Source organism: Streptomyces sp. Root431 (assembly GCF_001426585.1).
In the GTDB taxonomy this organism is placed as follows: domain Bacteria; phylum Actinomycetota; class Actinomycetes; order Streptomycetales; family Streptomycetaceae; genus Streptomyces; species Streptomyces stackebrandtii.
The window spans coordinates 57,259-82,835 of sequence record NZ_LMEI01000007.1 but is presented as its reverse complement, the minus strand read 5'-3'; the positions used below and the strand labels follow the sequence as shown (position 1 = coordinate 82,835).

The following is a 25,577-nucleotide window of genomic DNA, read 5'->3' as shown; positions in this document are numbered from 1 at the left end:
AGGCCACCGACTCCCATCCGGCACCCCCCGCTCCGGTTCGGTACCGGGATCGGCACTTCACCCCCCGTACACCCAACTCCCCCTGGAATGTGGGTTTCCGCGAGCACGCTGCCCGCGTGAGACGCATCCTGGGAATCGTCCTGGCCGTCCTTCTCCTCGGCGGCGTGGCCGCCGTCCTCGTGACGGGCGGCGACAAGGACACAGGCACGGCAACGAAGACCGTGCGAGGAGTCATCGGGTCGGAGAAGGCGGAGTTCTTCGCCGACCCACAGGTCGTGAAGGCGCTGGCCGCCAAGGGCTTCACCGTGGGCACCGAGACCTCCGGGTCCTGGGATATGGAAGAACTGCCCCTCGACGGCTACGACTTCGCCTTCCCTTCCTCCAGGGGACCCGCCGACGGGCTCCGCGCGAAGGCGAAGACGAAGGACAAGGCGGCCACCGCCCCCCTGCGGCCCTTCTACTCGCCGCTCGTCGTCGTCGCGCACAGCACGGCGGCCCGGGTCCTCGCGGGCAACGGCCTCGCGACCCTCGGCGAGCGCGGAACGACCGGCACCCTGAAGATGGACGCCTACCTGGCCGCCGCCCGCGCCGACCGGACCTGGCAGCAGCTGGAGGGCTCCGCCGGGCACGCCGAGCTGAGCGGCACCCTCTTCATCACCTCCACCGATCCGGTCGCCTCCAACTCCGGCGCCCTCTACCTGGCGGCCGCGAGCTACGTCGCCGACGGCGGGAAGGTCGCGGGCGACGTGGCCGCCGTGACCCGCACCGCGCCGCTCATGCGCAAGCTGATCCAGGTGCAGGGCGCCCAACAGGCGGGCTCCGACGCTCCGTTCCGCGACTTCATCAGCGGCGTCGGCAACCCGCTCGTCCTGGTGTACGAGTCCCAGGTCGCCGCCCAGCTCCTCGCGGGCCGGCCCATGGGCGACCTCGTCGTCCTCTACCCGGACACCACCGTCAACAGCGACCACACCCTCGTACCGCTCACCGAGAACGGCCGGGCGCTCGGCGAACTCCTCTCCACCGACCCCGAGTTGCGCAAGCTCGCGGTCCGCCACGGCTTCCGCCCGCAAGGCGCGGGGAGCGAGTTCACCGCGGCCACGACCGGCCACGCCGCCTACCTCAACCAGACATTGACCGGTGTCCGCCAGGCGCCCGTGCCCACCGGCAAGGTGCTGCACGAGATGGCGCTGCGGGCCCGTGACCAGGGGGACACCGCATGACCACACCCGAGGATCCGAGAAGAACGATGGCCCTGACACCGCCCGGGAACGACAGCCCGCTCGTCCTCACCCCGCCGGAGCCGGTGGCGCCCGTCCGCTCCGAGCAGGCCGCCGCCGGCCTCGTGCCGCTGGACGAGGCCACCCGCACCGAGATGTCCCGGCGGGCCGTGGAGTACGTCGGCTCGCTCTCCGGCCTCGACCCGCGCTCCCCCGAGTTCTCGGGCCGCATCGGCGAGATCGCGGCCCTCGGCGCCGGCGAGATGCGCTCCGCCGCCCAGCAGTCGAACCGCATGCTCGACCGCACGGTCCGCTCCCTCGGCACCGGCGCGCCCGGCGGCGACGCCCAGACCCGGGTCGGCGCCTCGCTCGTCGAACTCCGGCGCACGGTCGAGGACCTGGACCCCCGCGACACCCCCGCCAAGGGCATCAAGGGGCTGCTCTCCAAGCTCCCCGGCGGCAACAAACTGCGCGACCACGTCGCCAAGTACGCCTCCTCGCAAGCCACTCTGAACCGGATCATCGGCTCGCTCCGCGGCGGCCAGGACGAACTGCGCCGCGACAACGCCGCGCTGCAGACCGAGCGGGCCCGCCTGTGGGAGACCATGGGCAAGCTCCAGGAGTACGCGGTGCTCACCGAGGCCCTCGACGCGGCCGTGGAGGAGCACGTCGCCCTCACCCCCGACCAGGCCCAGGCGGACGCGCTGCGCGCCGACGTCCTCTTCCCGGTCCGGCAGAAGCACCAGGACCTGCTGACCCAACTCGCCGTCTGCGCCCAGGGGTACATGGCGATGGACGTGGTCCGCCGCAACAACGACGAGCTGATCAAGGGCGTGGACCGGGCGGCGTCGACGACCCTGACGGCCCTGCGGATCGCGGTCATGCTCGCCTCCGCCCTGGAGAACCAGCGCAAGGTCACCGAGCAGGTCAACGTCCTGCGCTCGACGACGGAGGACCTGATCCTCGGCAACGCCGCGATGCTGTCGCAGCAGGCCGACGACATCCACGAGATCGCGGCGAACCCGGCGGTGGGCGCGGAGACGCTCCGCACGGCGTTCCAACAGATCTACTCGACGCTCGACGCCATCGACACGTACAAGGTGCGGGCGACGGAGTCGATGGCGGCCACGGTCGAGTCCCTGACGGCGGAGCTCCAGGTGGCCGGTTCCCACCTGGAGCGCAGCCGCCGCACCAGCGCCCTGGAAGGCGGCGGCCTCTCGTGATCACCACCCCCCGACGCCGCTCCCGCCCCCGCTCCCTGGCCCGGGCCCTCGCCGGCCTGGCCCTCACCCTGCTCGTCACGGCCACCGGCAGCGCCTGCTCCACGATCGACAACAGCTCCTCCGGCGGCCAGGGCACCCCGCCCATCGACCGGTACGGCAAGAGCTACGCCCCCGGCACCCTGCGGGTCCTCGCCTCGTCCGAGCTGGCCGACATGGCCCCCGTGCTGGAAGAGGCCCGCAAGGCCACCGGCGTCACCGTCCGCCCCACCTACGCCGGCACCCTCGACGCCGTCGAGCAGATCGCCTCCGGCGAGGCGGAGAAGGCCTACGACGCGATCTGGCTCTCCTCCAACGACTACCTCAGGCTCCGCCCCGACACCGCCAAGAGGATCACCGGCGAGACCTCGATCATGACCTCGCCGGTGGCCCTCGGCGTGCGGCCCGCCGCCGTCGCCCGCCTCGGCTGGGACCCGGCGAAGGTCACCTGGTCGCAGCTGCACAAGGCGGTGGCCGAGAAGAAGCTGACGTACGGCATGACGGACCCGATGCGCTCCAACTCCGGTTTCTCCGCGCTCGTCTCGGTCGCCTCGGGGCTCTCCGGCGCCCAGTCCGCCCTCACGGAGCAGGACGTCACCCGGGCCACGCCCCGCCTGAAGGAGTTCTTCGCGGGGCAGAAGCTGACCTCCGGCTCCTCCGGCTGGCTCGCGACCGCCTACGGCCGCCGCGCCGACGTCGACGCGCTCGTCAACTACGAGTCGGTGCTGCTGTCCGCGCCCGGGAAGCTCACCGTCATCCGGCCGTCGGACGGCGTCGTCACCGCCGACTACCCGCTCACCCTCCTCACCTCCGCCCGCGCCGAGGCGAAGGAGGCGGCCGGCCGGCTCACCACCTACCTGCGCACGCCGGACGCCCAGCGGCGGATCACGGAGACGACCCTGCGCCGCCCGGTCGTCCTCGGCGTCCCGCCGGCCTCCGCGCTCGCCGAGGACCAGCGGCGCGAGCTGCCGTTCCCCGGCAGCCGGGCCGTCGCCGACGGCCTGCTCGACGCGTACGACAACACCCTGCGCAGGCCCTCCCGCACGGTCTACGTCCTCGACACCTCCGGCTCCATGGCGGGCGATCGCCTCGAACGCCTCAAGACGGCACTCGCCGAGCTCACCGACGACTTCCGGGACCGGGAGGAGGTCACCCTGATGCCCTTCGGCTCCGCGGTGAAGCAGGCGGAGGTCCGTACGCACACGGTCGACCCGGCCTCCCCGGCGGCGGCGCTCGACGCGATCAGGACCGACGCACGGAACCTCTCGGCCTCCGGCGGCACCGCGATCTACTCCAGCGTCCAGGAGGCCTACCGCTTCCTCGGCACGTCCCGCGACGGCGCCTCCCCCGCCGACACGTTCACCTCGATCGTCCTCATGACGGACGGGGAGAACACCGACGGCGACCCGGCCTCCGCCTTCGACGGCTTCTACCGCTCCCTGCCCGCCGAGCAGCAGCGCACCCCGGTCTTCCCGATCCTCTTCGGGGATTCGGACCGCGGCGAGCTCGACCACATCGCGAGCCTCACCGGCGGCAAGCTCTTCGACGCCCAACAGGGTTCGCTGGACGGCGCCTTCGAGGAGATCCGTGGCTACCAGTAACCGCCTCCTGCGGTACGCCGAGTCCCGCAAGAACCTGACGGGCTGCGCCGCGGGCCTGGCCGGCCTGGGGCTCACCCTCACCGGCGCCGCCGGCTCCCTGTGGCCGCTGGTGGTCGTGGGCCTGTACGGGGCGGGGGCGCTGATCGCCCCGCCCGAGCGCCCGGACACCCCGCACTTCCCGAGCGCCGACGAGCAACTGGACGCCCTGCGCGCCGACTTCACGTCCCTGCGGGCGTATCTGGCCGAGGTGGAGCTGCCGTCGGCCCTGCGCGAACGGCTGACCGCGCTCGACACCCTGATCGAGGCCCTGCTCGAACCGGGCTGGGTGAGCGACCCGGAGCACCTCCACGTCCTGGCCCGAGCGGTCCGCCTGGACGTCCCGGAGGCCGTCGACACCTTCGTACGGACCCGGTGGTGGTCCCGCTTCACCTCGGGCGCCGACGCGCCGGAGAGCCATCTGGAGCGGCAGCTGACCGCGCTCCACGAGGAGGCGACGGCGATCGCCACGGCCCTCCAGGAAGCGGAGGCGATCCGTCAGCACATCCACACGGAATACGTGGAGGGACGCGGCAACTGATCGACTACGGTCCGCACATGACGTCATTCGAACACTCGACCTCCCGCCGCAACGTCCTGACCGCGCTGGCCGCGGCGGCCACGGCAGGAGCCCCGCTCCTCGGCCAGCTCGCCGCCGCCACGCCGGCCTCCGCCGCCCCGCCGTCCAGCACCACGCTTCCGGACCCGATCGAGTACCCCTCGAACACCGCCCTCTACCAGGACACGGACCTGGTAGAGGGCACCTCGTACAGCCGCCGTTACCGCCGCCACCAGCAGTTCGACCTCAAGATGAGCCAGAAGTACGACTTCCCGCGCACCGCGATCCTCGCGCTGCACGGCGGCGGCATCGAGATAGGCACGAGCGAGCTGTGCCTGGGCATCGCCGGCTACAGCCCGGGCAGCGCCCCGGGCGCCGGTATGGGCGACCCCGCGGGCGACCCGATCCTGCCGACCGTGCACGACTACTTCATGTTCGAGGGCCTGCTCGCCAACGGCAACACCGCCCTGCACGTCACCTCGAAGAACTGTGACGACCACGTCGCCCTGTCGATCGCGGCGAGCCACCTCAACGTCCTGTCCCTGCACGGCTGCAAGTTCGAGCAGCTGAACCTGCCCACGGCCACCTACCCGCCGACCGGAGACCTCGCCGTCGCCGTCGTCGGCGGCCTCAACGCCGCGTTCCGCTCGGCCCTGGTGACCGAGATCAACAACGCCGGCTTCCAGGCGGTCGACGCCTACGACCCCCGCTACTCCGCCACGCTCGGCGAGTTCAACGGCAGCCACGTCAAGAACCCGTGCAACCGCACGATGCTCGCCATGGGCGCCCAGCTGGAGCTGACCACGGAACTGCGCAAGAGCCTCTTCGGCGACCCCTCCTCCCGCGGCGGGCGCGCGGAGACCTGGTACCAGTCGGGCGGCCGCTTCGAGCGCTTCCGCGACGCCTGCCGCCGGGCGATCGCCACCGTCGAGGCCGGCCAAGCCATCCTCTGACCGGACATGCGCCGGCCCCCGGAGCCTGAGGGGGCTCCAGGGGCCGGATGCGTCGTGGTGGGCCGTCGTGACCCCACTGGTCAGGGCGGTGTTTCGGGGCAACCCACCACGAGTCTCGAAGGGACTAGCCGAGGCGCTCCACGAGCGCGTTGTACTCGTCCCACAGCTCCTTCGGCGTGTGGTCGCCGAAGGTGTTCAGGTGGTCCGGGACGAGGGCGGCCTCTTCGCGCCACACGTCACGGTCGACCTTGAGGAGGAACTCCAGGTCCTCGGCCGGCAGGTCCAGGCCCTCGGTGTCGAGGGACTCCGGGGTCGGCAGGATGCCGATCGGGGTCTCGACGCCCTCGGCCTTGCCCTCCAGGCGCTCCACGATCCACTTCAGGACGCGGCTGTTCTCGCCGAAGCCGGGCCACACGAACTTGCCCGCGTCGTTCTTGCGGAACCAGTTCACGTAGTAGATCTTCGGCAGCTTCGCGGCGTCCGCGTTCGCGCCCACCTTGACCCAGTGGGCCATGTAGTCGCCCATGTTGTAGCCGCAGAACGGCAGCATGGCGAAGGGGTCGCGGCGCAGCTCGCCGACCTTGCCCTCGGCGGCGGCGGTCTTCTCGGAGGCGACGTTCGCACCGAGGAAGACGCCGTGGTTCCAGTCGAAGGACTCGGTCACCAGCGGGACGGCGGAGGCGCGGCGGCCGCCGAAGAGGATGGCCGAGATCGGCACGCCCTTCGGGTCCTCCCACTCCGGCGCGATGATCGGGCACTGCCCGGCCGGGACGGTGAAGCGGGCGTTCGGGTGGGCGGCCGGCGTCTCCGACGCGGGCGTCCAGTCGTTGCCCTTCCAGTCCGTGAGGTGCGCGGGGGCCGTCTCGGTCATCCCCTCCCACCACACGTCGCCGTCGTCCGTGAGGGCGACGTTCGTGAAGACGGAGTTGCCCCACATGGTCTTCATGGCGTTGGCGTTGGTGTGCTCGCCGGTGCCGGGCGCGACGCCGAAGAAGCCGGCCTCGGGGTTGATCGCGTAGAGGCGGCCGTCCTCGCCGAAGCGCATCCAGGCGATGTCGTCGCCGATGGTCTCGACCGTCCAGCCGGAGATCGTGGGCTCCAGCATGGCGAGGTTGGTCTTGCCACAGGCCGACGGGAAGGCGGCGGCGACGTACTTCGACTCGCCCTGCGGCGGGGTGAGCTTGAGGATCAGCATGTGCTCGGCGAGCCAGCCCTCGTCACGCGCCATGACGGAGGCGATGCGGAGCGCGTAGCACTTCTTGCCGAGCAGGGCGTTGCCGCCGTAGCCCGAGCCGTACGACCAGATCTCGCGGCTCTCGGGGAAGTGCGAGATGTACTTGGTGGTGTTGCAGGGCCACGGCACGTCGGCCTCGCCCTCGGCGAGCGGCGCGCCGAGCGTGTGCACGGCCTTGACGAAGAAGCCGTCGGTGCCGAGCTCGTCCAGGACGGCCTGTCCCATGCGGGTCATGGTGCGCATGGAGACGGCGACGTACGCGGAGTCCGTGATCTCGACGCCGATGGCGGAGAGCGGGGATCCGACGGGGCCCATGCAGAAGGGCACGACGTACATGGTGCGGCCGCGCATGGAGCCGCGGAAGATGCCCTCGGAGCCCGCGAAGAGCTCCTTCATCTCGGCCGGGGCCTTCCAGTGGTTGGTCGGGCCCGCGTCCTCCTCCTTCTCGGAGCAGATGTAGGTGCGGTCCTCGACGCGCGCGACGTCGGAGGGGTCGGAAGCGGCGTAGTACGAGTTCGGGCGCTTGACCGGGTCGAGCTTCGTGAAGGTCCCCTTGGCGACGAGCTCCTCGCACAGGCGCTCGTACTCCGCCTCGGATCCGTCGCACCAGACGATGTTGTCCGGCTGGGTGATCTCGGCGATGTCGTTCACCCAGGAGACGAGCTCCTGGTGCTGGGTCGGGACGGTGGTGGGAGCCGCGTTGTCGCGCGCCACGATTGCTCCTTGTTGAGGGGTTTTTTTGGTGTATGCCCCGTGGGGGCCGCGACCCGGATGCTTCGTAGCTGCTCATCCGGTGCCGACCGCACTCATTTGATCATCCGATGTTAACGCCCATATGTCCAGAGGGCCGCACACGTGAGCATCGCCACTCATATCCGGGACCTACGGACGCGTAGGTACGATTCGTTGTCATGACTGCAGCCACGCCGGAAGTGAGCCCGACCGATTACCCGCCGTCGGTCGAGAACCCCCCGTCGCTCCCGACGAAGCCCCACCTCAGAGGCTGGCTGCACGCCGGCATGTTCCCCGCCGTGATCGTCGCGGGCCTCGTCCTCGTCGCCCTCTCCGACTCGCCCCGCGCCCGGATCGCCTGCGGGATCTACGTCCTCACCGCCTGCCTGCTCTTCGGCATCAGCGCGCTCTACCACCGCGGGAACTGGGGACCGCGCGGCGAGGCCATCCTGCGCCGCCTCGACCACGCCAACATCTTCCTGATCATCGCGGGCACCTACACCCCGCTCACCCTGCTGCTGCTCCCCGACTCCACGGGCGAGCCGCTCATGTGGGCGGTGTGGGCGGCGGCGGCCGCGGGCATCGCCTTCCGCGTCTTCTGGGTCGGTGCCCCGCGCTGGCTGTACACGCCCTGCTACATCGCGATGGGCTGGGCCGCCGTCTTCTTCCTGCCGGACTTCATGCGCGCGGGCGGCATCGCCGTCCTCGTCCTCGTCATCGTCGGCGGCCTGCTCTACAGCGCGGGCGGGGTCATCTACGGCATCAAGCGCCCGAACCCCTCACCCCGCTGGTTCGGCTTCCACGAGGTCTTCCACTCGCTGACCCTCGCGGCCTTCATCGTCCACTACGTCGGCATCTCGCTGGTGGCCTACCAGCACGCCTGACCGGGCACGACGCCCCTCAGGACCTCAGGCCTCAGGACCTCAGGGCCTCAGGGGCGTACGGGCGCGCCGGCGGGAGACCCCAGCGCGCCCCTGACGACCCGCGCCGACTCCGGATTGTCCGCGCACTCCCACACTCCGTGCGGGCAGTAGTCCGTCACCGTCTGGTAGACGGGCCGGTGCGCGGCGAACCAGTCGAGCATCCCCCGCACGTACACCGGGTTGTCCCCGTTCCTGAAGAGCCCCCACTCGGGGTACGAGACGGGCTTCCCGTGCGCCGCCGCGAACCGCACGTGGTGCTCCAGCCCGTACTCCTCGGTCACCTGCTCCTCGAAGGAGAGCCCGGCCGGCTGGTCGTAGGCGTCCATCCCGATGATGTCGACGACGTCGTCCCCGGGGTAGCAGAGCGGCCACGCCACGGCGTCGAGCCCCCGGCTCGGGGTGAAGTCGAAGCGGAACCGCTGCCCCTCCACGTCCCGCAGCACCCCCACGACCCGCCGCCAGTACGCCTTCCAGGCCGCCGGGTCCGGGCCGCAGCGGTGGCTGTACGTGGTGCCGTTCATCTCCCAGCCGAGCACCAGGACCGCGTCGCCGAGCCCGTGCTCCACGAGCCGCTTCCCCAGGACCTCGAAGTGCGCGTCGAAGGCGCCTCCCGCGCCGCGCCGCAGCCCCGCGCGCACCTCCGCGTCGGGCAGCCCCGCCTCGTTGCGGTCGAGGAGCGGCACGTTCAGGACGAAGAGCCGCCCCGGCCGCTCCTCCTTCCAGCGCGCCCAGGGCTCGAAGAGCGCCGGATGCCCCTCGATGTTGGACCAGCGGTCGCCGGGGAGGTACGTGTGCCCGACGGTCAGCGTCTCGCCGCCGAGCCAGGCCTGCACCTGCGCGATCCGCCGCACCCCGGCCTCGTCGGATCCGGTGAAGAAGCCGGACGGCACCCCGGGCAGCGGCTCGGGGTCCACCGGGGCCCGGCTCCCGGTGTGCCGCCCGCCGGGCGCGATCCCGTCGTGGGGCAGCAGGAGCACGAGAAGGGCCGCGAGCAGCACGACGAGTGCGGCCCGCGGCCAGAGCAGGAAGGGATTCACGTCAGCTGGTCCAGAAGTCCCACCAGCGGGTCAGGATCAGCATCCCGATGATCCCGATGTGCAGGACGGGCAGGGCGAACGCGAACTCGCCGAGGAAGGTCCGCACCCCGGCCGGCGCGGGCAGCAGCCCGGCCCGGACGTTGTGCGCGGTCACGTACCAGAACATGACGATGGTGGCGACCCACGCGAGGCAGCACCACAGGCAGAGCGAGTTGATCTCGTACAGCGACTGGTACATGAGCCAGGTGCAGAAGCCGACCCCGAAGAGCATCCCGGCGTTGAGGCCGAGCCAGAGCCAGCCCTTGTAGCGGGCGCCGGCGAGCAGCCCGGCACCGACGGCGACGACGACGGCGTACGTGACGAGCCCCAGCATCGGGTTGGGGAAGCCGAAGACCCCCGCCTGCTCGCTCTTCATGATGTTGCCGCAGGACACGACCGGGTTCAGGCTGCACCCGGGCTGGAAGCCGGGGTCCTCCAGGAGCTTGAACTTGTCGATCGTGATCACCCAGCCGGACAGCACGCCCGCCGCCCCGGTGATCATCAGCATCCAGGCGAAGGCCCGGCTCGCGCCGATGCCCGTCCCCGCGGTCTCCCGCTCGGACTCCTCCTGCCGCTGCCCGGGCACCCCGCCCCGTACGTCCGTCGTCGCCATGCCGCGACCCCCTTCCGTTCTCTCCCGCTCAGCCCTGGAGGCGCCGGACCGGCATCAGGACGTGGGCGCTCTCGGCGAGCATCTCCTCGTCGGAGACGAAGGAGCGCAGCCGCGCCTCGTCGACCGGCTGCCCGGGGACGGCCTCGGGCCAGGGCCGGACGGAGCAGATGAGGTAGACCTGGCCGCGCTCGCGGGCGGCCGCCTGCCACTCGTCGGGCACCGGGCACTGCGCCTTCAGGAACGGCAGGTTGAGGACGACGGAGCCGCCCTCGACGAGCAGCGTGGCGTTGATCCCGGCGTCCTTGTCGAGGTCGAAGAGCCGGTCGCCGACCGAGAGGCCCATCGACTCCAGGGCCGTCCGCATGGCCTGCTGACCGGCCTCCGGGCCGTCCCGGCCGTCGCCGAGCGAATACGCCATGAGGAACGGCGTGCCCGCCGAATCGGCGGAGGGCTCGCTGGACCACGGAATCACCGTGAGAGTTCCCAGCGGAGAGGCGCTGCGCGCCGACGAAACGACATTGGAAGTGGTCATGAATATGGATGCTAGTGGCCCAACCACCCTTTCCCCGCGCCGATTTCACCCGAACGGTCGATATTCACGCCGCTGGCATTTCCGACGCAACGAACCCGGGTTTTCATCGTTGTGCCCTGAGGGCAATTGCCGACCCGAGGAGATCACTCATGATCGTCCCGCGCCGCGTCGCACTGCGGTCCCTCTTCGCTCTGGCCGTCACCGCCTTCACCGGCGGTGCGCTCGGCCGCATCGCGACCCGCACCCCTTCGGGCGAACCGTCCGGGGCACCGCACGACCCGCTCGCCTTCGACGAGATGTACGGGGGCCGCCGCATCCTGGGCTTCGCCGGGCCCGGCGGCGCCCCGGTCGCCTTCGTCGACGGCCGGCCGCTGCACCTGATGCGCTGCGCCGACGGCGGGTACGTCTCGCCGATCGACCACTACGAGTCCTGCCCGACGCCGCTGGCGGCCACCCGCGCCGCCGTCGACGAGCTGGGGGCGGCCCGGCTGTCCCGGTTCGCCGCCGCCCACGGCGACCACACCGAACCGACGGGAGGGAGCCCGCGTGGTGTACACGCGTAAGAACCAGCGCGACCTGACCGGCGCCGAGCGCCGGAAGTTCGTCGCCGCCGTCCTGGAGCTCAAGCGGACCGGCGCGTACGACGAGTTCGTCCGCACCCACATCGACCACTACTCGGCCGACGGGGAGGGGCGGCTCAGGACCGCCCACATGGCGCCGAGCTTCCTGCCCTGGCACCGCAGGTTCCTGCTGGAGTTCGAGAAGGCCCTGCGCCGGATCGACCCGACGGTCTCCGTCCCGTACTGGGACTGGACCCGGGACAACAGCCCGGCCTCGTCGATCTGGGGCGAGGACTTCATGGGCGGCAACGGACGCCGGGCCGACCTCCAGGTCATGACCGGCCCCTTCGCCCACTCCACGGGGCGGTGGAACGTCACGTACGCAATGTCCGAGACCCGCTTCCTGACCAGGGACTTCGGCCGGCCCCGCGACCCGGTGGCGCTCCCCACGCAGGCCCAGCTGGACGAGGTGATGCGGGAGCGGGTGTACGACGTGGCGCCCTGGAACTCGACGAGCGCGTCCGGCTTCCGCAACCGCCTGGAGGGCTGGGCCCCGGGCCAGGGCAACGAGCGGTTCCGGATCCACAACCGGGTCCACCGCTGGGTCGGCGGGCTGATGCTCGGCGGCGGCTCCGTCAACGACCCGGTCTTCTGGCTGCACCACTCCTTCGTCGACCTGGTCTGGTCGCGCTGGCAGCAGCGCAATCCCGGGGCCGCCTACCTGCCGGCGGAACCGCCGCCGCTGGGGGACTCGCAGTACCGCAAGGTCGTCGCCCGGCACCAGCCGATGGCGCCGTGGGGGGTCACCCCGGCGGAGCTGTTCGACCACAGCCGGATCTACCGGTACGCCTGACCCCGCACACAGGTGTGTCCCCCCGGCCCGCTGGGGCCGGGGGGACACACCTGTCGGAACGGGGGGATCAGCCGCCGTAGCCGCCGTCACCGTTGTCGTGGCCACCGTCGGCGTTGATGCAGGTGTTGCCGAAGGCCGGGTTGAGCAGGCCGATGACGTTGACGGTGTTGCCGCAGAGGTTGACCGGGACGTGGACCGGGACCTGGACGACGTTGCCGGAGGCGACACCGGGCGAGTGGGCGGCGACGGCCTCGGCGCCCGAGTCGGCGACGGCCAGGCCGGCTCCGCTGAGGGCAACGGCACCCGTGCCGGCGAGAACAGCGGCAGCCTTCGCGATGCGAGACATCAAGAACTCCTTGGACGTGGAAAGCGACCGCAGGAATCACGGCCGACTCCCCTTCAACGCCCGTCACGGGGACTGGTCACGGTCATTGCGCCGAACGGGCCGAAAGAAATCCGAAAAGATCCGAAAGGAATGGCCCGTGGACCGGAGGCGCCCGCCGCCGGATACGACGGGGCGCTCCTCGGTCCACGGGCCGCGGCCATGCGACGAGCCTCTCTTCCAACGATCAACGACCCCTGGGGTGGCGGGGAAGAATCGTGTCTTCACCCGCCCGGGGGGCCGGACGGCGTCAGTGCGAGGACGGCGCCAGACCCAGCTGCGGGTCGAGTGCTCCGCTCAGTACGGGGGTGAGCAGGCCGACCTGAGGCTTCGTCAGCTCCGGCAGCCCGGCGAGCCCGTTGCCGCGCGGGGCCTCCACCGGGTTGCCGACGACGGCGCCGGGGGTGGCGGCCTTCATCTCCGAGTGCGGGCTGCTGAGGAGGGCCCGGCCGAGGTCGCTGCCGTCCAGGACCTCCGGCAGCGGCGCATCCACCACGGTCTTCGGGAGGGTGCCGGTGAGCGGCACGCTGGGCAGGGCGACGTCCGGCAGGGAACCGAGGCCCTTCTGGAAGCCGGTGGGCGCGCCGGGCACCGGGACGGGCACACCGGTGGCCACCGTGGGGGCGTCCATCGGGAGCACCGGCTCCAGGCCCTGGAGCGGGACGATCACCGGCGCCTCGACGGCGGAGGCCGGTGCGGCCAGTGCGGCGGAGGCGAGCGCGGTCATGAGGATTCCCATGCCGGCGTGAGAGCGCAGAGTCATGCTCTGTTGAACGAGGCGTTCGGGGGAAACGTGGCGGAATACCCCCGTGTGCAGCAACGCCGGAGGCCCTCACCGGTGAAGGCGAGGGCCTCGCTTGACGTTCCGTCAGCCCGTGGGGTCAGTGACGGCGGGAGATGCGTCCGCCCCGGAGGTAGACGACGGTGCCGCCGATGATCAGCGCGGCACTGATGGCGGCCGCGCCCATGAGCGCGGGATCGCTGCCGGTGTCGGGGAGTTCGGGACCCGGCGGGGTCGTCGGGTGGCTCGGCTCGTCGGTCGGCGGAGTGGTCGGCTCCTCACAACCGGGCTCCGGCTCCTCACCGGGCGCGGGCTCCTCGCACTCACCGGGCTCGTCCGGGTTGGTCGGCGGCGTCCACGGCGGAGAGGTGGGCGGGGTGGTGGGCGGAGTGGTCGGCTCCTCACAACCGGGCTCCGGCTCCTCACCGGGTGCCGGCTCCTCGCACTCACCGGGCTCGTCCGGGTTGGTCGGCGGCGTCCACGGCGGCGAAGTGGGCGGAGTGGTCGGCGGAGTGGTCGGCTCCTCACAACCGGGCTCCGGCTCCTCGCCGGGGGCGGGGGCCTCGCACTCGCCGGGCTCCTCCGGATGGGTCGGCGGAGGCGTGGTGTGCGGCGGAGTCGTCGGCGGCTCCGTGTGCGGCGGCTCGGTCTGGGGCGGAGTCGTCGGCGGCTCGGTGTGCGGAGGCTCCGTCTGGGGCGGCTCGGTGTGCGGCGGAGTCGTCGGCGGCTCCGTGTGCGGAGGCTCGGTCTGGGGCGGCTCGGTGTGCGGCGGAGTCGTCGGCGGCTCCGTCGGCTCGCCGGGGTGAGTGGGCTCGCCCGGCTCGTCGCCGTAGCCGCCGGGTTCCCCCGCCTGGGCGCAGAGGTCGCCGACGGCTTCCGCGACGAATCCGCCGAGTTCCATGCTCTTGCCGCAAACGTCCGCCGGGAGGTGGGCCTGGACTTGGTTCCCCGTACCGGGACCGGGGGAATCGCCCGTACCGGCATGGGAGTTGGCGGCAAGTGCGAAACCGCCGGTCAGCGACAGGATGCCGGTCGCTGCCGCTGCGGTGAGTACTTTCCTGCTGATGATGGACCGCATACCGCTCTTCCTCTGGAGAAAGGGAGAGACCGGCGAGGATCCCCCCTCGCTCCGACCGGCCAGTCCACGCAGACGCTCGCGTGGATGGACCAGACAGTAGGGAGCGGGGCCCCGCGTCGAGCGGGGGCCACACGGCGGCCGATCAGAAAATCATTCGATCAGCCGCCCAGCGGGAGTCCGCCGAGCAGCGCCGAGCCGCCCTTGCCGGCCTCGTTGAGCTGCCCCAGCGCGTCCGTGGCGGTGTTCAGCGGGGAGCCCTCGGTCGTGGTGCTCAGCATGTCCGTCTTCAGTCCATTGGCGGCGATCGCCTCCAGCCCACCGTTCAGGCTGGTGGGGGTCAGCGCCTCCGCGGCGGCCATGGCGGGCGTGGCGGCGCCCAGCGCGACGAGCGAACCGGCGACGACCGCGGCGACCTTGGTGGACTTCATGGGGAGAATCCTTCCTCTGTGCTTTCACGTCACGTCCCACACGGGCTTCTTGGCCGAATCCCATGTGTTCCTTCGTCTCCTGTAACGAGAGGCGCCCTGCCCCGGAAACTCCGGAAGGAAGGATTTCTCGACATTTGTCGCACGCGAAGGCCCGTACCGGTGCGGCGGACGCCGGGCCGGTACGGGCCTGTGCGGGGGACTACCTGACGGGCAGCGGGGGCTTGACCGGCAGGTCGGGGACGTCGACGGGCGGCTTCACGGGCGTGTCGACCGGCAGCTCCGGCGGGTCGACGGGCAGCTCGGGAACCGCGACCGGGAGCGCCGGGAGGGCGGGCAGACCGGCCAGGTCCGGCGCGGGCAGACCGCTGCCGAGCACGGTGGCGACCGCGAGGTTGACCAGCGAGGTCAGGGTCGCGGTCACTTGCGGTACGACTCCGCCGGCGTCGCCCGAGGTGACGGCGGCGAGCAGGGCGGCGACGGCCTTCTCGACCGTGGCGAGGGCGTCGTCCACGACGTCCGCGGGGGCGGCGATACCGGGGGCGGCCTTCGCGCCTGCGGCGACGGGCAGACTCACCGGCGGCTTCACGGGGAGATCCGGCGCGGGGAGATCAGGCGCGGGGAGATCCGGAGCCGGAAGATCCGGAGCCGGGAGATCCGGAGCCGGGAGGTCCGGCGCGGGAAGGTCCGGGGCCGGGACGTCCGGTGCCGGGGTTTCCGGCAGGGGTGCCGGGGCCGTGTCCTTGGCCTGGTCGACGGCCGCCGCGATCTTCGCCTTGAGGGCGTCGGCGTCGGCCGCGGGCAGCTGGCCCGCGTCGGCCTTGAGGGCTGCGGTGACGAGTTCGGTCACGGGGGTCGTCACCGAGCCGAGCTCACCGAGCGCCTCGGCCTGGGTCAGCAGGGCGGCGGCTTCGGGGAGTGGCGCGTGGGCGGCCCGGTCGGCCGCGGAGGACGGATGGTGCTCGCCGGCGACGGCGGGTCCCGCCGCGCCGAGGGTGATGGCGGCGGATATCGCCAGGGCGGTGATGCGGCGTGTAGCCAGGGGACGCATATGTGTTCCTTTTCCTTATGCGTCGGACAACTTCTCTCCCACCGTGCCTGCGGGTATAGCCCTCCGCAACCGGGGAACTACTGAGCGCCACGTCTCCGTTCGAGTGAATCCACCCTTCTGGCCTGCCCCCCGAAGGGGCGTACGCCGTTGCACCGAACGGCGCACGACGGTGCGGCCGAACGAGTAGCCCACCAGTCCCCGCAAGGAAAAAGCCGGTGCGCCCACCCCGATCGGGGTGGGCGCACCGGCTTCGGAAGGACCGATCCGCTGTGCGAGATCAGACGTTGGCGCAGAAGTTGCCGAAGGTCGGGTTCAGCGCGCCGATGACGCTCACGGTGTTGCCGCAGACGTTCACCGGGATGTGGACCGGGACCTGGACGACGTTGCCGGAGCCGACGCCCGGGGACTTCACGGCCGCGCCCTCGGCGATGGAGTCGGCGGCGGCGACGCCGGCGGCACCGGCGACCGCGGCGGCGGCACCCACGGTCAGGACAACGGCCTTGGCGATACGGGACATGGGGAGGAGCTCCTCGATCGAATTCATCCAACTCGGACTGCGCGGACTGTTCGGCCCGGCTCCCTCAACAACGCCCCGGGCTTTCATCGGTTGCTCTCCCGAACGGGTGACGTTCAACCGATCTTTGGGCCATAAGAGGGCCATTGGAGGGACTGGGCGTGGAATGGCGCAACACGCTCAACGAGGAACCTGCCGCGTGGATACGGGAGTTAGCGTTTCCGAGCATCTAATGCTTACTATCGCCCCGCGTCGGGGTTATAACGTTCCCGAACGTTGCTTCCGGGCCGGCCGCGCGTTCACCCATTTCGTGCGGACGACACCTTCCCCTCTCCCGGCCTTCTCGGGTCTTCCCTTCCTCCTCTCATCAAAGCGGAGAACCTGTATGCGGAATTCAGCGTTTCCTGCTGTGCGTCGCAGTGTGGTGTGCGCCCTGTCGTGTGCGGTCCTGTCCGCCGCGCTGCCGGTCGCCTCCGCCGCCGCGCCCCGGCCCGGTGAGGCGGCGCGCGTCCCCTTCGCCCCGCGCTACCAGGCCGAGCAGCACGGCGGGATCGTGCGGGCCGCGAACACCTCGGCGAAGGGCGTGAAGGGCACCGAGTCGGTCAACGACAACGCCTCGATCGCGTACGTCGACGTGGACAAGGACCCCAACACATACAACTCCAGCCGCGCCGAGCTGGCGGTTCCCGCGGGCGCCCGGGTGAGCTGGGCCCGTCTGTACTGGGGCGGGAACCTGCGGGTGGGCGAGCAGAAGCCGCCCGCGGACAACGGGCGCGTCCTGATCGCCGAGCCCGGCGGCCAGTACAAGGCGCTGCTCGCCGACACCCTGATCGGGCACCGCACCGCCGTCGGCGCGGACGCCTTCCAGGCCTCCGCCGACGTCACCGAGCTGGTCCGCTCGGCCCGCCCGGGGCAGTGGACCGTCGCCCAGGTCAATGTGGCCATGGGGCGTTCGAAGGTCGGCGGCTGGGGCGGCTGGACGCTCGTCGCCGCGTACGAGAAGCCCTCGGAACCACTGCGCCGACTGGCCGTCTGGGACGGTTTCGAAACGGTCGGCCCCGGGGGCGGTGAGCTGCGTGTCCCGGTCGATGGAAAGCGTTATCCGAAGGGCGCGGGCGGACGGCTCGGCGTGATCGCCTATGACGGTGATCGCGGCACTTCCGGTGATTACCTGGCGGTCGAAACGGGCGCGTCCAAGAGCGTCCGAATGGCCGATTCCGCCAATTCCGCGGACGACGTCATGAACTCCAGCATCACCGAATTCGGCACCGGTCGGACGGTCCGTTATCCCGATGGTACGAACACTCTGGGGTACGACTCCGACGTCTTCGATCTGCGGGGGGCGCTGCGTGAGGGGGCGGATCGTGTCCACGTCCGGTTCGGCAGCCGGAAGGACACCGTCTGGCTCGGTGCGCTCTTCCTCCAGGCCGACGTCCGGCGCTGACGTGCGGCCTCCACTGGCGCCTGAAGCGCCGGACCTCTCGTCCGTCACCGTCCTGCACGCGGTCCAGCCCGGTGACGGCGGGGTCGCCCGCGTCGTCGTCGACCTGGTCCGCGCCCAGCGCGCCGCCGGCCTGCGGGTCGCGGTCGCGTGCCCGCCGGACACCTCCGTCTCCGCCGCGGTCCGCGTCGAGGGCGCGGAGACCCACGACTGGCCGGCCGGCCGGGACCCCGGCCCCGGGCTGGTCCGCGAGACGACGGGGCTGGCGCGGGTCATCCGCGCCGTCCGGCCCGGTCTCGTCCACGCGCACAGCGCCAAGGCCGGTCTCTGTGCCCGACTCGCCCTGCGGGGACGGGTTCCGACGGTGTATCAGCCGCATGCCTGGTCCTTCGAGGCGGTCACCGGGACGACCGCGTCGCTGGCCCGCCGCTGGGAGCGGTTCGGCGCCCGCTGGGCGGACCGGATCCTCTGCGTGAGCGAGGCCGAGCGCCGTACCGGCGAGGAGGCCGGGGTCGTGGCGGACTGGTCCGTCGTCCACAACGGTGTGGACGTGGCCCGGTTCGCGACCGCGGGCCCGCCCGGCAATCCCGTGCCCACCGTCGTCTGCGTGGGCCGGCTCTGCCGCCAGAAGGGACAGGACGTGCTGCTCGCCGCCTGGCCCGCGGTCCTCGCGGAGGTGCCGACGGCCCGTCTCGTCCTGGTCGGTGACGGCCCGGACGGCGCGCGGCTGCGGGCGGCGGCCGGCCCTTCGGTCCGCTTCACCGGCGCCGTCGACGACACCGTCCCCTGGTACCGGGCCGCCGACGTGGTCGTCCTGCCGTCCCGCTGGGAGGGCATGGCGCTCGCGCCCCTGGAGGCCATGGCGAGCGGCCGGCCGGTCGTCGTCAGCGATGTGGACGGAGCGCGCGAGAGCCTGCCGCCCGCCCACGAACCCCTGTGCCTGGTCCCGCCCGAGGACCCGGCCGCGCTCGCCGCCGCTCTCGGCCGCCTCCTCGGCAGGCCGGAGCTGCGGCACCGTCTGGGCCGCGAGGCCCACGAACACGTACTCAGCAGTTTCGATGTCCGGCGCACCGGCGCGGCCGTCGCGGACGTCTACCGCGAACTGGCCGGCGTGCGGGGGGCCGAGCACAGAGAGCCGATTGCGCAGTGACCACGGAAAGTACCAGCGTTCCTCCCTCGCCCGGCCCCTGGCCCACGGCGGGCCAGGCCTTCGGCCTCGTCTCCCTCGCACAGCGCCGCGGCACGACCGACCGGCTCGCGCTGCCGCGCCGCCCCGCCCGGCGGCGGCGGTCCGGCGCCGGGCCGCTCGTGGCGGTCGACTGTCTCGCCGTCCTCGCGGCAGCCTCGCTGCTGAGCGCGGCGCACCACGACGCCCGGCTGCTGCTGCCGATCGCGGCGCTCGTCCTCGTCCTCGACGGGCACGGGGGTCTCTACCGGCCGGCCGCGCACGCCCGGGTGCTCGACGAGCTGCCCGCGCTCGCCTCCCGCGCCGGGGTCGCCTGGTGTCTGGCGGCGGCCGGGGTCGCCGCGTACGCCCCCGCCCTGGCGATCGGGCCGCTGCGGCTGTGTGCCGCGTACGGCACGCACGTCGCCGTCGCGTGCCTGGTCCGCGCGGTGCTGCTCGCCCGCAGGCGGCGGGTGGCGCGGGAGCACCCGCGCTCGGCGCTCGTCGTCGGCGGGGCGGGTGCCGCGCGCCGGTTCGCCGCCGCGGCGGCCCAGCACCCCGAGTACGGGCTGCGGCCGGTCGGGATCGTCGGCGTGCCGGAGCAGGGCGGGGCTTCCCGGACGGCCCGGGAGGCCGGACTCCCGGTGCTCACCACGACCGAGGAGATCCACCGGGCCGTCATCCAGAACAGCGTGTGCGAGGCGGTGTTCCTCGACGACGACCCGGGTCTGGTGACGCTCTTCCAGCACTACGGCTGCACGACGTGGCGCGTGGGCGGCGAGCGGCAGACGGGGCCGATGGGCGAGCACCTGTGGGGGTACGCCCGGCACCGGATCGTCCCGCTGGGCGAGCGCCGCGGGCTGACCGCCAAGCGCGCGCTCGACATCGTGCTCGCCGCGCCCGCGCTCGCGCTCGCGCTGCCGGTGCTGCTGCTGTGCGCGCTCGCCGTGCGCCTCTCGGACGGTCCGGGGGTCCTGTTCCGGCAGGAGCGGGTGGGCCAGCACGGCCGCCACTTCACGCTCCTCAAGTTCCGTACGCTGCGGCCGTCCGACGACACCGAGTCGGCGACCCGCTGGAACGTGGCGGGCGACCGGCGGATGAGCGCGGCCGGCAGTTTCCTGCGCAAGAGCTCGCTGGACGAGCTGCCGCAGCTGTGGAACGTGCTGCGGGGGGACATGAGCCTGGTCGGGCCACGTCCCGAACGTCCGTACTTCGTCGCCCAGTTCAGCAAGATCCACGCTGGTTACGCGGCCCGGCACCGGATGCCGGTGGGGCTGACGGGTCTGGCGCAGGTGCACGGGCTGCGCGGCGACACCTCGATCGAGGACCGCTGCCGCTTCGACAACCACTACATCGACCACTGGTCGCTCTGGCAGGACGTCTGCATCCTGCTGCGTACGGCGGCCGGGCTCGTCCGACCCACAGGGAGCTGAGGATGGCCACGGCCGTGACGCATGTGCCGGCGGTCGCCCCGGAGGCCCGGGACCGGTACCGCGAGGACGTACGGGACTGGGCCCGCCGGGCCGGGGCGCTGTCCCCGGTCCTGGCCGTGATCGCGCTGCTGCTCGTCCCGGGCGGCGGCGGCGCGCAGGGCGGGACCGGTGGTACGGGCACGATCGCGGACGCGGCCTCCGGGCTCCTCGTCCTGATCTGTCTCGTGCGGGTGCTGCGCGGCGGCGCCCGGCCGCTGACCCGGGCGGCGGCCGTCGTCCTCGGCCTGCCCGTCCTCGGGATCTGTCTGGCCGCGATCACGTCGAGCGACCCGGCGGCGAGCCTGCCGGGCGTCGCCCGCTACGTACAGATCTTCGTCCTCGTCCCGGCGGCCGTGCTCCTGATGATCCGCGACCGGCGGGACTTCGCCGTCGTCGCCTGGGGCCTCGTCGGACTCGCGCTGCTCCAGGGCGCGGTGGGCGTGCTCCAGTACCTGACCGGGACGGGCGCCTCGTACATGGGCGAGGACATCCGGGCCGTCGGCACCTTCGGGCCGACCGATGTGATGGGCATGGCGACGGTCGTGTCGTACGGGCTCGTCATCGTCACCGGGATCGCGCTCGGCAGCGGGCCGGGCCGGACCCGGACGGCGGCGCTGGTCTGCGCGGGGCTGCTCTTCCTGCCGCTGGTGCTGTCGTTCAGCCGGGGCGCGTGGATCGCGACCGTGCTCGCCTGCGGGATCCAGCTGCTGCTCTCCGGGCCGCGCCGGGCGGCGCGGGTGGCGCTCGCGGCGGGCGCCCTCGGGGTCGTCCTCGTCGGCGGCCTCGGCATCGGTTCGGCGATGGTGAAGGAGCGGGTCGCCAGCATCACGCAGGTGGCGGCAGCGCCGGACCAGTCGGTGACGGACCGGTACACGATGTGGGCGGCGGCCGGACGGATGTGGAGCACGGAGCCGCTGACGGGAGTCGGGCTCAAGGGCTTCCCCGCGTACCGCGACTCGAACGCCTCGCTGGCACTGTCCTCCGGCAGCGACACGGCGGGCGCGGGCGCGGCCTTCCAGCGGCAGCCGCTGCTGTCCCCGCACAACATGTACCTCCTGGTCCTCAGCGAGCAGGGGCTCGTGGGGCTGCTCGCCCTGGCGGGCAGCTGGGTGGCGCTGCTCGTCGGCGCGCTGCGGCGGCGGCGCCTCGGCGCGGACTGCGCGCTCGTCGCGGCGGGGCTGCTGTCGTGGCAGCTCATCGACTTCTTCTACGCGGACATCGGCGGCCCGTCGACGGTGCTGATGTCCGTCGTGTTCGGCCTGGCGGCCTGGTGGTCGCTGGCGGAGGTGCGGCGTGCGTGACCCGTGGGCCGGGGAGCCGGAGCCCACGGACACTCCGTGGCCCGGCGCCCCGCGCTCCGCTCCCCGGCCGCCCTGCGGCACCCCGCTCGCCGACCCCTGGCCGACCGCGCCTCCGGGCCCCACGGACTCCCCGTGGGCCCCGGAGGCCTCGGCGCTGCCGGGGGTCGGTGCGGTGGGGGCCGCGGGTGCGGCCGGGAGGACGGCGACCGACACGGTCGTACGGGCCGACCGGGTGCGGGCGCAGCCGCCGCCGCGCGGGCGCCGGGCGCACGCCCGGGTGCGGGTGCGGGCGACGGCGGCGGACCGGGTGCAGGGGCGGGGCTTCCTCGCGAAGGCCGCCGCCGTCACCGCCGCGCTCACCGCCCTCGGGGCCCTGCTCGGGCTCGTCCGGGACCAGATCCTCGCCGGGTACTTCGGCGCGGGCGCCGAGACCGACGCGTTCCTCGTGGCGTGGACCGTGCCCGAGTTCGCGTCGACGCTGCTGATCGAGGACGCGCTCGCGCTGATCCTCGTGCCCGCCTTCTCCCGGGCCCTGGCCCGCCGCTCCGGCAGCCTCTTCGGGGATCCGGTGCGCGCGCTCGTGCGGGGCACGCTCCCGCGGCTCACCCTCGCCGTCGCCGTCGCCGCCGCCGTACTCGTCCTGGCGGCGCCGCTGATCGTCTCCGCCCTCGCACCCGGCCTGCCCGGCCCCCAGCTCGCCGTCGACTGCACCCGGCTGACCGCGACCTGCGTGCTGTCCTTCGCGCTGGTGGGGTACTGCTCGGCCGCGCTCCGCGCGCACGGCTGCTTCGTGCCGCCGGCCGCGATCTACGTGGCGTACAACGTCGGCATCATCGGCACGATCCTGGTGCTGCGCGAGCCGTGGGGCGTGCGGTCGGCCGCCGCCGGGGTCGCGGTCGGCGGGGTCCTGATGGTCCTCGTCCAGGCGCCCTCGCTCCTGCGCGAGCTGCGGACCCGGCCGGTCCCGAAGGAGGAGCCGACCACGCTCGCCCCCGAGAGCGGGCGGGTCGGCGCGGAGGGCCGCATCCTGGTCCTCGGTCTCATCGCGCCCGTCGTCGCCTTCTCGCTCTGCCGCCAGTCCCAGACCCTGATCGAGCGGTTCCTCGCCTCGCCGCTGCCCGCCGGGGCGATCTCGCATCTGAACTACGCGCAGAAGGTCGCGCAGATGCCGATGATCCTCTCCCTGATGCTGTGCACGGTCAGCTTCCCGGTGGTCGCCCGCGCGCTCGCGGCGGGCGACACGGAGGCGGCCCGCCGCCGGGTCGAGCGGGATCTGCTGCTCGCCGCGGTCGTCGTCCTCGTCGGTGCCTCGACGGTGATCGCCGCCGCCCCGAAGATTGTCGAACTCCTCTTCGAGAGGGGCGAGTTCGACCGTACGGACACGGTGGCCACCGCCGCCGTCATGCGCGTCTACGCCCTCGGCCTGCTGGGCCAGACCATGGTCGGCGCCCTCGTCCGCTGCTACTTCTCCGCCGCCCGCCCCCTCTGGTACCCGGCCGCCGCCATGGCCGCCGGGCTCGCCACGACCACCGTCGCCGGGATCCCCGGCGCCCACTACTGGGGCGCCGTCGGCATCGCCGCCGCCAACGCGCTCGGCATCACCTTCTCCGCCGTCCTGCTGCTGCGCGGCGCGCACCGCCAGACCGTGCCCGTCCAGGTCGACCGGCTCGGCGAGGGCCTCCTCCGGCTCGCCACCGCCGGCGCCTGGGCCACCGGCGCCGGCTGGCTCTGCTCGGTCGCGATCGACTCCGCCGCCCTCGCCGTCGCCGTCGCGAGCCTGGTCGTCAGCGGCGTCTTCCTGCTCTTCATCGCCTGCGCCGCCAACGCGCCGGAGATTCCGCCCCTGCCCCGCTCCGCCTCACGGAGGACCGACCATGCCCGCCCCCACCGCGCTGCGCCGACTGCTGCCGAAGCCGCCCCTGTGGGTGAAACCGCCCCTGTGGGTGGCGATGTACCACTCGATCACGGACCCCGGTGACGACCCGTACCACGTGACCGTCTCCCCCGTCCGCTTCGCCCGGCAGCTGCACTGGCTCGGCGACCGGGGGCTGCGCGGGGTCTCGGTGCGGGAGCTGCTCGCCGCCACCGCCGCCGGGCGCGCCAAGGGGCTCGTCGGCCTCACCTTCGACGACGGCTACGCCGACTTCCACGAATCGGCGCTGCCGCTGCTGCGCCGCCACGGCTTCACCGCCACCGTCTACGTCCTGCCCGGCCGGCTCGGCGGCGAGAACGCCTGGGACGCCGACGGCCCGCGCAAACGGCTCCTCGACGAGGACGGCATCCGGCGGATCGCCGAGGCCGGCATGGAGATCGGCTCCCACGGCCTCACCCACATCGCCCTCACCGAGGCCGACGACACGACGCTCGCCGACGAGACCCGGCGCAGCCGCGAGCTCCTGGAGGAGATGACCGGCGACACCGTCGACGGCTTCTGCTACCCGTACGGGAAGGTCGACCCGCGCGTGATCCACGCCGTGCGGAAGGCCGGCTACCGCCACGCCTGCGCGATCGACCCGGGCCCGCACACCAGCGCGTACGCCCTGCCCCGCGTCCACATCGGCGAGGACGACACCTCCTGGCGGCTCACCGCCAAGCGCGTGCTGCACCCGCTGCGCCGCCGCCACCCCGTCGACGTGTTCCCCCCGCGCGCCGCCCAGGCCGGACCCGCCGTGGTCGGTGCGCCGTGAAGGTCCTGCACGTCATCACCGGGCTCGGCATCGGCGGCGCCGAGCAGCAGCTGCGGCTCCTGCTGCGCCACCTCCCGGTCCAGCACGGGGTGGTCACCCTCACCAACCCCGGTGCGGTCGCCGCGGGCATCGAGTCCGACGGCACCCCCGTCACCCACCTGGGCATGGCCGGCAACCGCGACCTCGGCGCGCTCCCCCGCCTCGCGCGGATCGTCCGCCAGGGCCGCTACGACCTCGTCCACACCCACCTCTACCGGGCGTGCGTGTACGGCAGGCTCGCGGCCCGGCTCGCCGGGGTCCGCCGGGTCATCGCCACCGAACACTCGCTCGGCGACGCCCAGATCGAGGGCCGCCCGCTCTCCGCGGGCACCCGCGCCCTGTACCTGGCGTCCGAGCGGCTCGGCACGTCCACGGTCGCCGTCTCGCCCAGCGTGGCCCGCCGGCTCGCCGACTGGGGGGTGCCCGCGGACCGCATCCAGGTGGTGCCCAACGGCATCGAGAGCGGCCGCTTCGCCTTCGACGCCCGCGCCCGCCGCCTCACCCGGGGCGTCCTCGGCATCCCCGAGGACGCGCACGTCGTCGGCGGGGTGGGGCGGCTCGCGCCGGGGAAGCGGTTCGACCGGCTCGTCCGGGCCGTGGCCGCCGTGCCGGAGGCGCGGCTGCTCCTCGTCGGCGAGGGCGAGCACCGCGAGGAGCTGCTGCGGATCGCCCGGGAGTGCGGGGCCGCCGACCGGGTGCTGCTCGTCGGGGCCTGCGAGGACCCGCCGTCCGTCGCCTCGATCGGCCCCTCGCTGCCCGAACTGCTCTCCGCCATGGACGTCTTCGTGTCCACCTCCCCCGACGAGACCTTCGGGCTCGCCGTCGTCGAGGCGCTGGCCGCCGGCCTTCCCGTGCTGTACGTGGCCTGCCCCGCGATCGACGACCTGCCCCCGGACGCGGCCCCCGGCGCGCGCCGGATCGGCGAGTCCGTACCCGAGCTGATCTCCGCGCTGCGCGGCATCCGCAACGCACGGCTCGCCCGGCTCCCGCAGCCGGCGGCCGCCCGCCGCTACGACATCACGCGGAGCGCCGGGCAGTTGATGTCCCTCTACGACCAGGCCGTCCACGGCACCCCGTCCCCCGCGAAGTGAGA

At 72.8% G+C, this 25,577-nt stretch carries 25 protein-coding genes; 15 read left to right on the top strand and 10 right to left on the bottom strand.

Features of this window, described 5'->3' with window-relative positions; genetic code table 11:
- Positions 1–89 precede the first annotated feature (89 nt).
- From ASC82_RS07650 to ASC82_RS07630, 5 genes are read left to right on the top strand one after another with little or no spacing between them, the layout of a single operon-like run.
- A complete protein-coding gene (locus ASC82_RS07650) occupies positions 90–1,220 on the top strand; it encodes a hypothetical protein (RefSeq protein WP_199862494.1) in 1,131 nt (376 codons plus the stop codon).
- Entirely contained in the window at positions 1,217–2,440 is a 1,224-nt protein-coding gene (locus tag ASC82_RS07645; protein ID WP_079039141.1) for a toxic anion resistance protein, read from the top strand. Before ASC82_RS07650 ends, ASC82_RS07645 begins: the two co-directional genes overlap by 4 nt.
- Complete coding sequence (locus ASC82_RS07640) at positions 2,440–4,077, top strand: VWA domain-containing protein (protein ID WP_056644817.1); 1,638 nt, start codon at positions 2,440–2,442, stop codon at positions 4,075–4,077. The genes ASC82_RS07645 and ASC82_RS07640 overlap by 1 nt, the downstream gene beginning before the upstream one ends.
- The gene (locus ASC82_RS07635) at positions 4,064–4,654 is read left to right on the top strand and encodes a hypothetical protein (protein WP_199862493.1); all 591 of its coding nucleotides are present in this window, start codon (positions 4,064–4,066) and stop codon (positions 4,652–4,654) included. Before ASC82_RS07640 ends, ASC82_RS07635 begins: the two co-directional genes overlap by 14 nt.
- Before the next feature lie 17 nt (positions 4,655–4,671).
- A complete protein-coding gene (locus ASC82_RS07630) occupies positions 4,672–5,625 on the top strand; it encodes a poly-gamma-glutamate hydrolase family protein (protein ID WP_056643561.1) in 954 nt (317 codons plus the stop codon).
- Positions 5,626–5,749: 124 nt separating this feature from the next.
- Here ASC82_RS07630 and ASC82_RS07625 read toward each other — a convergent pair whose 3' ends face one another.
- Positions 5,750–7,573: a phosphoenolpyruvate carboxykinase (GTP) gene (locus tag ASC82_RS07625; RefSeq protein WP_056643559.1), complete on the bottom strand. Its 1,824-nt coding sequence runs from the start codon at positions 7,571–7,573 to the stop codon at positions 5,750–5,752.
- Positions 7,574–7,770: 197 nt separating this feature from the next.
- Between ASC82_RS07625 and ASC82_RS07620 the strand changes: the two genes are divergently transcribed.
- Positions 7,771–8,475 (top strand): hemolysin III family protein, encoded by a 705-nt coding sequence (locus tag ASC82_RS07620; RefSeq protein ID WP_056643557.1) that lies wholly within the window; start codon positions 7,771–7,773, stop codon positions 8,473–8,475.
- A gap of 47 nt (positions 8,476–8,522) precedes the next feature.
- On the opposite strand, the gene ASC82_RS07615 is transcribed toward ASC82_RS07620, so the two are convergent.
- The 3 genes from ASC82_RS07615 to ASC82_RS07605 are packed head-to-tail and all read right to left on the bottom strand — an operon-like array spanning position 8,523 to position 10,735.
- Positions 8,523–9,551: a glycosyl hydrolase gene (locus ASC82_RS07615; RefSeq protein WP_056643555.1), complete on the bottom strand. Its 1,029-nt coding sequence runs from the start codon at positions 9,549–9,551 to the stop codon at positions 8,523–8,525.
- A gap of 1 nt (position 9,552) precedes the next feature.
- Entirely contained in the window at positions 9,553–10,203 is a 651-nt protein-coding gene (locus tag ASC82_RS07610) for a vitamin K epoxide reductase family protein (RefSeq protein ID WP_056643553.1), read from the bottom strand.
- A gap of 28 nt (positions 10,204–10,231) precedes the next feature.
- Entirely contained in the window at positions 10,232–10,735 is a 504-nt protein-coding gene (locus tag ASC82_RS07605; RefSeq protein ID WP_221890723.1) for a DUF5949 family protein, read from the bottom strand.
- A gap of 149 nt (positions 10,736–10,884) precedes the next feature.
- Between ASC82_RS07605 and ASC82_RS07600 the strand changes: the two genes are divergently transcribed.
- A complete protein-coding gene (locus ASC82_RS07600; RefSeq protein ID WP_056643549.1) occupies positions 10,885–11,298 on the top strand; it encodes a tyrosinase family oxidase copper chaperone in 414 nt (137 codons plus the stop codon).
- Entirely contained in the window at positions 11,282–12,148 is an 867-nt protein-coding gene (locus tag ASC82_RS07595) for a tyrosinase family protein (protein ID WP_056643547.1), read from the top strand. Before ASC82_RS07600 ends, ASC82_RS07595 begins: the two co-directional genes overlap by 17 nt.
- A 67-nt stretch (positions 12,149–12,215) precedes the next feature.
- On the opposite strand, the gene ASC82_RS07590 is transcribed toward ASC82_RS07595, so the two are convergent.
- The 6 genes from ASC82_RS07590 to ASC82_RS07565 all read right to left on the bottom strand — a co-directional run bounded on the left by ASC82_RS07590 (position 12,216) and on the right by ASC82_RS07565 (position 16,382).
- Entirely contained in the window at positions 12,216–12,494 is a 279-nt protein-coding gene (locus tag ASC82_RS07590; protein WP_056643544.1) for a chaplin, read from the bottom strand.
- 286 nt (positions 12,495–12,780) lie between these two features.
- Complete coding sequence (locus ASC82_RS07585) at positions 12,781–13,293, bottom strand: hypothetical protein (protein ID WP_056643542.1); 513 nt, start codon at positions 13,291–13,293, stop codon at positions 12,781–12,783.
- A gap of 118 nt (positions 13,294–13,411) precedes the next feature.
- A complete protein-coding gene (locus tag ASC82_RS07580; RefSeq protein WP_079039140.1) occupies positions 13,412–14,389 on the bottom strand; it encodes a chaplin family protein in 978 nt (325 codons plus the stop codon).
- Between the two features lie 158 nt (positions 14,390–14,547).
- Positions 14,548–14,817: a hypothetical protein gene (locus ASC82_RS07575; RefSeq protein WP_056643537.1), complete on the bottom strand. Its 270-nt coding sequence runs from the start codon at positions 14,815–14,817 to the stop codon at positions 14,548–14,550.
- Between the two features lie 199 nt (positions 14,818–15,016).
- Positions 15,017–15,865 carry a hypothetical protein gene (locus ASC82_RS07570; RefSeq protein WP_056643535.1) on the bottom strand — a complete coding sequence of 283 codons (849 nt, stop codon included), beginning with the start codon at positions 15,863–15,865 and terminating at the stop codon, positions 15,017–15,019.
- A 277-nt stretch (positions 15,866–16,142) separates the two neighbouring features.
- On the bottom strand, positions 16,143–16,382 hold the full coding sequence (locus tag ASC82_RS07565; RefSeq protein WP_055646045.1) for a chaplin: 240 nt from the start codon (positions 16,380–16,382) through the stop codon (positions 16,143–16,145).
- Between the two features lie 382 nt (positions 16,383–16,764).
- Here ASC82_RS07565 and ASC82_RS07560 point away from each other — a divergent pair, with 382 nt between their 5' ends.
- The 7 genes from ASC82_RS07560 to ASC82_RS07530 all read left to right on the top strand — a co-directional run bounded on the left by ASC82_RS07560 (position 16,765) and on the right by ASC82_RS07530 (position 25,575).
- Entirely contained in the window at positions 16,765–17,823 is a 1,059-nt protein-coding gene (locus tag ASC82_RS07560; protein WP_056643533.1) for a DUF3344 domain-containing protein, read from the top strand.
- Between the two features lies 1 nt (position 17,824).
- Positions 17,825–18,970: a glycosyltransferase gene (locus ASC82_RS07555; protein ID WP_242427605.1), complete on the top strand. Its 1,146-nt coding sequence runs from the start codon at positions 17,825–17,827 to the stop codon at positions 18,968–18,970.
- On the top strand, positions 18,967–20,418 hold the full coding sequence (locus tag ASC82_RS07550; RefSeq protein ID WP_056643531.1) for a sugar transferase: 1,452 nt from the start codon (positions 18,967–18,969) through the stop codon (positions 20,416–20,418). Before ASC82_RS07555 ends, ASC82_RS07550 begins: the two co-directional genes overlap by 4 nt.
- 2 nt (positions 20,419–20,420) lie before the next feature.
- Entirely contained in the window at positions 20,421–21,758 is a 1,338-nt protein-coding gene (locus ASC82_RS07545; RefSeq protein ID WP_056643529.1) for an O-antigen ligase family protein, read from the top strand.
- 277 nt (positions 21,759–22,035) lie between these two features.
- On the top strand, positions 22,036–23,736 hold the full coding sequence (locus ASC82_RS07540; RefSeq protein ID WP_242427626.1) for a lipid II flippase MurJ: 1,701 nt from the start codon (positions 22,036–22,038) through the stop codon (positions 23,734–23,736).
- Positions 23,633–24,445, top strand: a complete 813-nt coding sequence (locus ASC82_RS07535) for a polysaccharide deacetylase family protein (RefSeq protein WP_056643527.1) — start codon at positions 23,633–23,635, stop codon at positions 24,443–24,445. The genes ASC82_RS07540 and ASC82_RS07535 overlap by 104 nt, the downstream gene beginning before the upstream one ends.
- Positions 24,442–25,575: a glycosyltransferase gene (locus ASC82_RS07530; protein WP_056643525.1), complete on the top strand. Its 1,134-nt coding sequence runs from the start codon at positions 24,442–24,444 to the stop codon at positions 25,573–25,575. Before ASC82_RS07535 ends, ASC82_RS07530 begins: the two co-directional genes overlap by 4 nt.
- The last annotated feature ends 2 nt before the right edge of the window (positions 25,576–25,577 follow it).

What these genes read in the sequence shown, in the direction of transcription:
- ASC82_RS07545 (WP_056643529.1), top strand. Translation starts at nt 20,421, where the DNA reads ATGGCCACGGCCGTGACGCATGTGCCGGCGGTCGCCCCGGAGGCCCGG.
- ASC82_RS07560 (WP_056643533.1), top strand. Translation starts at nt 16,765, where the DNA reads ATGCGGAATTCAGCGTTTCCTGCTGTGCGTCGCAGTGTGGTGTGCGCC.
- ASC82_RS07535 (WP_056643527.1), top strand. Translation starts at nt 23,633, where the DNA reads ATGCCCGCCCCCACCGCGCTGCGCCGACTGCTGCCGAAGCCGCCCCTG.
- ASC82_RS07570 (WP_056643535.1), bottom strand. Translation starts at nt 15,865, where the DNA reads ATGCGTCCCCTGGCTACACGCCGCATCACCGCCCTGGCGATATCCGCC.
- ASC82_RS07565 (WP_055646045.1), bottom strand. Translation starts at nt 16,382, where the DNA reads ATGTCCCGTATCGCCAAGGCCGTTGTCCTGACCGTGGGTGCCGCCGCC.
- ASC82_RS07620 (WP_056643557.1), top strand. Translation starts at nt 7,771, where the DNA reads ATGACTGCAGCCACGCCGGAAGTGAGCCCGACCGATTACCCGCCGTCG.
- ASC82_RS07610 (WP_056643553.1), bottom strand. Translation starts at nt 10,203, where the DNA reads ATGGCGACGACGGACGTACGGGGCGGGGTGCCCGGGCAGCGGCAGGAG.
- ASC82_RS07580 (WP_079039140.1), bottom strand. Translation starts at nt 14,389, where the DNA reads ATGCGGTCCATCATCAGCAGGAAAGTACTCACCGCAGCGGCAGCGACC.
- ASC82_RS07600 (WP_056643549.1), top strand. Translation starts at nt 10,885, where the DNA reads ATGATCGTCCCGCGCCGCGTCGCACTGCGGTCCCTCTTCGCTCTGGCC.
- ASC82_RS07605 (WP_221890723.1), bottom strand. Translation starts at nt 10,735, where the DNA reads ATGACCACTTCCAATGTCGTTTCGTCGGCGCGCAGCGCCTCTCCGCTG.
- ASC82_RS07585 (WP_056643542.1), bottom strand. Translation starts at nt 13,293, where the DNA reads ATGACTCTGCGCTCTCACGCCGGCATGGGAATCCTCATGACCGCGCTC.
- ASC82_RS07590 (WP_056643544.1), bottom strand. Translation starts at nt 12,494, where the DNA reads ATGTCTCGCATCGCGAAGGCTGCCGCTGTTCTCGCCGGCACGGGTGCC.
- ASC82_RS07645 (WP_079039141.1), top strand. Translation starts at nt 1,217, where the DNA reads ATGACCACACCCGAGGATCCGAGAAGAACGATGGCCCTGACACCGCCC.
- ASC82_RS07630 (WP_056643561.1), top strand. Translation starts at nt 4,672, where the DNA reads ATGACGTCATTCGAACACTCGACCTCCCGCCGCAACGTCCTGACCGCG.
- ASC82_RS07575 (WP_056643537.1), bottom strand. Translation starts at nt 14,817, where the DNA reads ATGAAGTCCACCAAGGTCGCCGCGGTCGTCGCCGGTTCGCTCGTCGCG.